A 6,388-nucleotide genomic window follows, 5' to 3' on the forward strand; every position below is an offset into this window, starting at 1 on the left:
CGGAGAGGGGAAGCTGAGGATTTGCTGAAAGTTCCAATCAATTGTAATCGAATGATTATCTGACATAGCGTAAGGTTGGCGGCGTCCGACCGGAGGGACCGCCGGAGTTCGATCTTCTGACATCGATGGGGAATGGAATGGCCGCGTTCGACAGCTATTGTGTGGCGCCGTTCAAGCAGCGCATGCCGATCCAGCGGCTGTTTCCCGCGGACCACGAGGTCAACAGCGGCATCTGCTTCGGCCTCAGTCTTGAGTGGATCGCGCGCCACCGCTCGCACAAGGGCGAAACGTCGAAGGCGCGCATCGCCTACATCGACCTGGACAACACGATCCTGCACGCCAGCATCAAGCAGCGCCTTTACGGCGCCGAACTGAGCCACGATCTGGACCTGTCCTCCGAGCAGCTCGGATCACGCAACCAGGCGATGGCGCAGGCCGGGTTCAAGATCGCATCGACCAAGACGGAATGGGTGAGCGCCACCAATCCCGAAAGCGTCAAGGAGGTGATGAAGGCGATCAGCACCGCCACCGCCAGCCCCCACACCTATCACGTCGTCACCATGATCTTCGAACAGCGGGGGATGGCGCACGCGACCTGCTGCTACAAGTCCGGCGGCAAGGCTTTCGGTTTGGGATCGCACCTGTATTTCTTCGATCCCAACTTCGGCGAATACAAGGCGTCCAGCGGCAGCGTCGGCGATCTGTTCGCCGGACTGGTCGACCGATACCGCAACTTCGTGAAGCGGGACGGGTCGACCGTCGACTATAAAGTAAAGGAGTTCGTGGTGCAGAGCATCTCGTTCAATTGATCTGGGCAATTGACCGGACGATTGCCCGGCCAATTGAACAGGAACCCGATCGAGATCAGCCCACCAGGCTGAAGAAGGGCATCGACGCGTATTTGCTGGACTTGATGTTGGCGACCACCTTGTCCTGCGAATGGCCGCCGGTGGAGAGGGTCGCCGGCAGCTTGATCACCTTGCCGACCGCCTTCGACGATTTGCTGATCGGGTCCCATTGCAGGTTGAAGTTGATGATCTGCTTTTCGATGGACGCCAGATCTTCGGTGGGCACCCGGACATAGGGGCCGTGGATGATGCCGCCGCGCACCATCTTCGACACCGTCGGCGCATTGAAGGCGCAGCAGGGCAGCGCGGTCTCGACCGCGACGATGGTGGCGATGGCGCCGCCCAGCGAATGGCCGCACAGGATCGGACGGGCGGCGCCCAGCAGCATCTTCGCCTGTTCCAGCAGAAGATGGGCGGCACGGATGCCGGCGGGCAGGCTTTCGATCGTGTAGAGCGCGATGTCGGTCTTCAGGTTCTTGGTGCCGGCCATCTGGCCCGACGTGCTGCTGCCGACCGCCGTGCCGCGATAGGCGATGATGTACTGGTCGGAGTGCTTTTCCTGATAGACGGCGCCGAAGAAGCCGACGTCGATATCTTCATGGGTGAAGATCACCTGGAAGCCGGGCGGAGACCGCCGTGCCCCGTCCGCCTTGTTGAAGGCGGCGGCGTCGTTGCCGCGGCCCTTCTGGAAATTGTAGACGGTGTTCGCGGCAACGGCCAGATCGAGGATATTGACCGGCATGATGGCGCCCTTCGTCGTAAACGGGAAGCCGAGACAATACCGGCACGCAGGGGCTGTCAACGAACCGGAGCGATTGTTATCGGCATTTGTGTTTTTGTTTTGGTTGTAAGCGCGGTTTCGGTCGCATCGGCAAAAGAAAAGGGCGCCTCGCGGCGCCCTTCCTTGCGTCATTGAACCCGGTTTTCCGGATCAGACGTCCAGCAGCAGGCGGCGCGGATCCTCGATCAGCTCCTTGATGCGGACGAGGAAGGTGACCGCCTCCTTGCCGTCGATGATGCGGTGGTCGTAGGACAGCGCCAGATACATCATCGGGCGGACCTCGATCTTGCCGCCGACGACGACCGCGCGGTCCATCGTCTTGTGCATGCCGAGGATGGCCGACTGCGGCGGGTTGATGATCGGGGTCGACATCAGCGAGCCGTAGACACCACCGTTGGAGATGGTGAAGGTGCCGCCGGTTAGCTCGTCCATCGACAGCTTGCCGTCGCGGCCCTTCTTGCCGAGAGCGGCGATGGTGCCCTCGACGCCGGCGAAGTCCAGCTTGTCGGCGTCGCGGACGACCGGAACCACCAGACCCTGCGGCGTGCCGACGGCGACGCCGATGTCATAGTAGTTCTTGTAGACGATGTCGGTGCCGTCGATCTCGGCGTTGACGGCCGGGATCTCCTTCAGGGCCTGGACGGCGGCCTTGACGAAGAAGGACATGAAGCCGAGCCGCACCTTGTGGCGCTTTTCGAAATAGTCCTTGTACTCGGCGCGCAGAGCGATCGCCGCCGACATGTCCACCTCGTTGAAGGTGGTCAGCATGGCGGCGGAGTTCTGGGCCTCCTTCAGACGCTCGGCGATGCGCTGGCGCAGGCGGGTCATGCGGACGCGCTCTTCCTGCGCGGCCCGCGGACGGTCGCCCTGGGTGCCGGCGGCCCACACCATCTTCGGCGCCGGAGCCGGGGCCGGAGCGGCCGGCTTGGCGGCCGGGGCGGCCAGCACGTCGCCCTTGGTCACACGGCCATCCTTGCCCGAACCGGCGATGGACGAGCCGTCGATGCCCTTCTCGTCCGCCAGCTTGCGGGCGGCCGGGCCCGAAGCGGCCAGGTTGCCGGGAGCGGCGGCGGCCGGAGCCGGGGCCGGCGCGGCGGCCGGAGCCGGAGCAGCGGCGGGCGCCGGGGCAGCAGCAGCCGGAGCGGCGCCGGCGCTGGCGCCCTCGTTGATGACGCCCAGCAGGGCGCCGACCTCGACGTTCGCCCCTTCCGGAGCGACGATCTCGGCCAGCACGCCGGCAGTCGACGCGTTCACCTCAAGCGTGACCTTGTCGGTCTCCAGCTCGACCAGCGCCTCGTCCATGGCGACGGCCTCGCCGGCCTTCTTCAGCCAGCGGGCAACCGTCGCCTCGGAGACGGACTCACCCAGCGTGGGGACCTTGATGTCGGTAGCCATTCTTTATCCTCGTTCGTCTTCTTGTTCGCTTGGGTGATGGTCAGCGGACCGTCAGGGCTTCGTCCAGAAGCTTGGCCTGCTCCTGGTTGTGACGCTTCAGCAGGCCGGTCGCCGGCGAGGCGGTGGCCGGGCGGCCGACATAGGACGGGCGGCCGGCCTTGTGGCCGACGTCCTTCAGCACGGCTTCCAGGCGGCGGTCGGCGAAGAACCAGGCGCCCTGGTTCTCCGGCTCTTCCTGGCACCAGACCAGCTCGGCGTTCGGATACTTGGCGAACTCGGCCGCCAGAGCGTCCTTCGGGAACGGGTAGAGCTGTTCCAGGCGCAGGATGACCACGTCCTTGATGCCGCGGCTCATGCGCTCCTGCAGCAGGTCGTAATAGACCTTGCCGGAGCACACCACGATGCGGCGGATCTTGTCGTTGGCGGCCAGATCGTTGGCGGTCTCGCCCAGCACGCGGTGGAACGTGCTGCCCGGCCCCATCTCCGACAGGTCGGAGATGCACAGCTTGTGGCGCAGCAGCGACTTCGGCGTGAACAGGACCAGCGGCTTGCGGAAACTGCGGCGGATCTGGCGGCGGAAGACGTGGAACAGGTTGGCCGGCGTCGTCACGTTGCAGATCTGCCAGTTGTCCTCGGCGCACATCTGCAGGAAGCGTTCCGGACGGGCGGACGAGTGTTCCGGACCCTGGCCCTCGTAGCCGTGCGGCAGCAGCATCACCAAGCCGGACATGCGCAGCCACTTGGACTCGCCCGACGAGATGAACTGGTCGATGATGGTCTGGGCGGTGTTGGCGAAGTCGCCGAACTGCGCCTCCCACAGCACCAGATTGTGCGGCTCGGCCAGCGAATAGCCGTATTCGTAACCGACGACGGCGGCTTCCGACAGCGGGCTGTCATGGACCTCGAAGGTCGCCTGATCCGGGCTGACGTGGCAGAGCGGGACGTACTTCTCTTCGGTGTTCTGGTCGTACATCACCGCATGGCGGTGCGAGAAGGTGCCGCGGCCGGAATCCTGGCCCGACAGGCGGACGCCGGTGCCCTCGGCCACCAGCGTGGCGTAGGCCAGCGCCTCGGCGGTCGCCCAGTCGATGCCTTCGCCCGACTCGAGCGTCTTCTTCTTGGCTTCCAGCTGGCGCGCGATCTTGGAGTTGATCGCGAAGTTCTTCGGGTACTCGCAGAGCTTGAAGCCGATCTGCTTCAGCTTGTCGATGTCCACGCCGGTCTCGCCGCGGTGGGCGGAGTTGGCACCCTGCGCCTGCAGGCCGGCCCACTTGCCTTCCAGCCAGTCGGCCTTGTTCGGCTTGTAGGTGCTGGACGCCTCGAACTCACCCTCCAGCTTCTTCATGAAGTCCTGGGTGATCTGGTCGCCCTCGGCCTGGGTGATCACGTTCTCCTCGACCAGCTGCTTGGCGTACAGCTCGCGCGTGGTCGCGTGGGCACGGATCTTCTTGTACATCAGCGGCTGGGTGAAGCCCGGCTCGTCGCCCTCGTTGTGGCCGTGGCGACGGTAGCAGACCATGTCGATCACGACGTCCCGCTTGAACTTCTGGCGGAACTCGATGGCGATGCGGCTGACATGGACGACGGCTTCGGGATCGTCGCCGTTCACGTGGAAGATCGGCGCCTGCACCATCTTGGCCATGTCGGAGCAGTACACGCCCGACCGCGAATAGGTCGGGTTGGTGGTGAAGCCGATCTGGTTGTTGATGATGAAGTGCATGGTGCCGCCGGTGCGGTAGCCGCGCAGCTCCGACAGGCCCAGCGTCTCGGCCACGATGCCCTGGCCGGCGAAGGCGGCGTCGCCGTGGATCAGCACGCCCATCACCTGCTCGCGCTCGAGATCGCGGCGCTGCTGCTGCTTGGCGCGCACCTTGCCCAGCACGACCGGGTTGACCCATTCCAGGTGGGACGGGTTGGCGGTCAGCGACAGGTGGACGATGTTGCCGTTGAAGTCACGGTCCGACGAGGTGCCGAGATGGTACTTCACGTCGCCCGAACCCTGGACGTCCTGCGGGCTCGACGGGTTGCCCTGGAACTCCGAGAAGACGGCGGAGAAGGGCTTGCCCATGAAGTTGGTCAGCACGTTCAGACGGCCGCGGTGGGCCATGCCGACGACGACTTCCCGGAGGCCGAGCTGGCCGCCGCGCTTCAGGATCTGCTCCAGCGCGGGGATCATCGACTCGCCGCCCTCAAGGCCGAAGCGCTTGGTGCCGGTGTATTTCAGCTGCAGGAACTTCTCGAAGCCCTCGGCCGCGGTCAGGCGCTCCAGGATGGCGCGCTTGCCGTTCACCGTGAAGTCGGTGTGGTTGCGGCCGCCCTCGATGCGCTCCTGGATCCAGGCCTTCTCTTCCGGGTCCTGGATGTGCATGAACTCGACGCCGATCGTCCCGCAATAGGTCTTGTGCAGGATCTCGAGGATCTGGCGCAGCGACGCCGTTTCCAGGCCGAGCGAGTAGTTCAGGAAGATCGGACGGTCGAGGTCGTCCGGACCGAAGCCGTAGGTCGCCGGATCCAGTTCCGGGTGCGGCTCGCGCTTTTCCAGGCCCAGCGGGTCGAAATGCGCGTTCATGTGGCCGCGGACGCGGAAGACGCGGATCAGCATCAGGGCGCGGATGCTGTCCAGCGTGGCGGCGCGCAGCTGCTGCGGGCTGATGCCGCCATAGACCTGCTGGGTGTGGGCCAGCATGGCGCCGTTTGCCGGGCCGTTCATCGCGGCGGCGGCGCCATTGGGAGCGGCGCCGTTGGGGAGACCGACGATGAAGCTCTCGGCGACCGGGTCGCGCTTGGCCTTGGGGTCCTCCAGATCGGACACGGTCCAGGACGCGCCGCGCAGCTCGTCCAGGACGGCGCGCGAATCCTCGTCCAGATCCTGGAAGAAGCTGTTCCAGCTGGGGTCGACGGCGGCCGGGTTGGACAGGTAGCTGGCGTAGAGTTCGGCGACGTAACCGGCGTTCGAGCCGAAGAGGAACGAGGTCTGTTCCAGATTTGCCGACATGGTTTCACCTCGGGCGTGGACCCGGGTCCCTGTGGGAGATGGTTTTAAGGCGGAAGGGGACGGGGGATCGTTGGATCCCCATGTGCCAGCGCCGGCGGGGAGACCGCCGACGCTTGCATATGGGTCCCCAGGACCGTCCGTCCAGAGGGCCGACCAGAGAGGCGGCGGGCGGGGCACCGCAGCGTCCCGCCCGTCAGCCTCTTTCGAGGCGTCCTCTTTTCAAAGGCCGGAGGCCGTGGGCGTCACCTTGAGGCGACGCCCGCAGGCGATCAGCCCTTGAACACCTTCAGCATGGTGGAGCCCAGGCTGGCGGGGCTGTCGGCGACGGCGATGCCGACCGACTTCATGAAGTCGATCTTGAAGTCGGCG

The 6,388-nt window shown here is 65.3% G+C and carries 4 protein-coding genes and 1 pseudogene; 1 reads left to right on the forward strand and 4 read right to left on the reverse strand.

From position 1 onward, the window contains the following. Positions 1-137 precede the first annotated feature (137 nt). Entirely contained in the window at positions 138-809 is a 672-nt protein-coding gene (locus tag TSO5_RS28050) for a YopT-type cysteine protease domain-containing protein (RefSeq protein ID WP_158282497.1), read from the forward strand. A gap of 55 nt (positions 810-864) precedes the next feature. On the opposite strand, the gene TSO5_RS28055 is transcribed toward TSO5_RS28050, so the two are convergent. The 4 genes and pseudogenes from TSO5_RS28055 to TSO5_RS33525 all read right to left on the reverse strand — a co-directional run. Next, positions 865-1,590: a hypothetical protein gene (locus TSO5_RS28055; protein ID WP_109073344.1), complete on the reverse strand. Its 726-nt coding sequence runs from the start codon at positions 1,588-1,590 to the stop codon at positions 865-867. A gap of 189 nt (positions 1,591-1,779) precedes the next feature. Beyond that, positions 1,780-3,024: a 2-oxoglutarate dehydrogenase complex dihydrolipoyllysine-residue succinyltransferase gene (odhB, locus tag TSO5_RS28060; RefSeq protein ID WP_109154695.1), complete on the reverse strand. Its 1,245-nt coding sequence runs from the start codon at positions 3,022-3,024 to the stop codon at positions 1,780-1,782. A 40-nt stretch (positions 3,025-3,064) separates the two neighbouring features. Continuing rightward, positions 3,065-6,019 carry a 2-oxoglutarate dehydrogenase E1 component gene (locus TSO5_RS28065; RefSeq protein WP_109154696.1) on the reverse strand — a complete coding sequence of 985 codons (2,955 nt, stop codon included), beginning with the start codon at positions 6,017-6,019 and terminating at the stop codon, positions 3,065-3,067. Between the two features lie 269 nt (positions 6,020-6,288). Beyond that, positions 6,289-6,388: pseudogene (locus TSO5_RS33525) on the reverse strand (succinate--CoA ligase subunit alpha); the annotation flags it as partial.

The organism is Azospirillum sp. TSO5 (genome assembly GCF_003116065.1).
In the GTDB taxonomy this organism is placed as follows: Bacteria; Pseudomonadota; Alphaproteobacteria; order Azospirillales; family Azospirillaceae; genus Azospirillum.

Excerpts from the sequence above, each read along its gene's own strand:
- TSO5_RS28055 (WP_109073344.1), bottom strand. The coding sequence starts at position 1,590 with ATGCCGGTCAATATCCTCGATCTGGCCGTTGCCGCGAACACCGTCTAC.
- TSO5_RS28050 (WP_158282497.1), top strand. The coding sequence starts at position 138 with ATGGCCGCGTTCGACAGCTATTGTGTGGCGCCGTTCAAGCAGCGCATG.
- TSO5_RS28065 (WP_109154696.1), bottom strand. The coding sequence starts at position 6,019 with ATGTCGGCAAATCTGGAACAGACCTCGTTCCTCTTCGGCTCGAACGCC.
- odhB (WP_109154695.1), bottom strand. The coding sequence starts at position 3,024 with ATGGCTACCGACATCAAGGTCCCCACGCTGGGTGAGTCCGTCTCCGAG.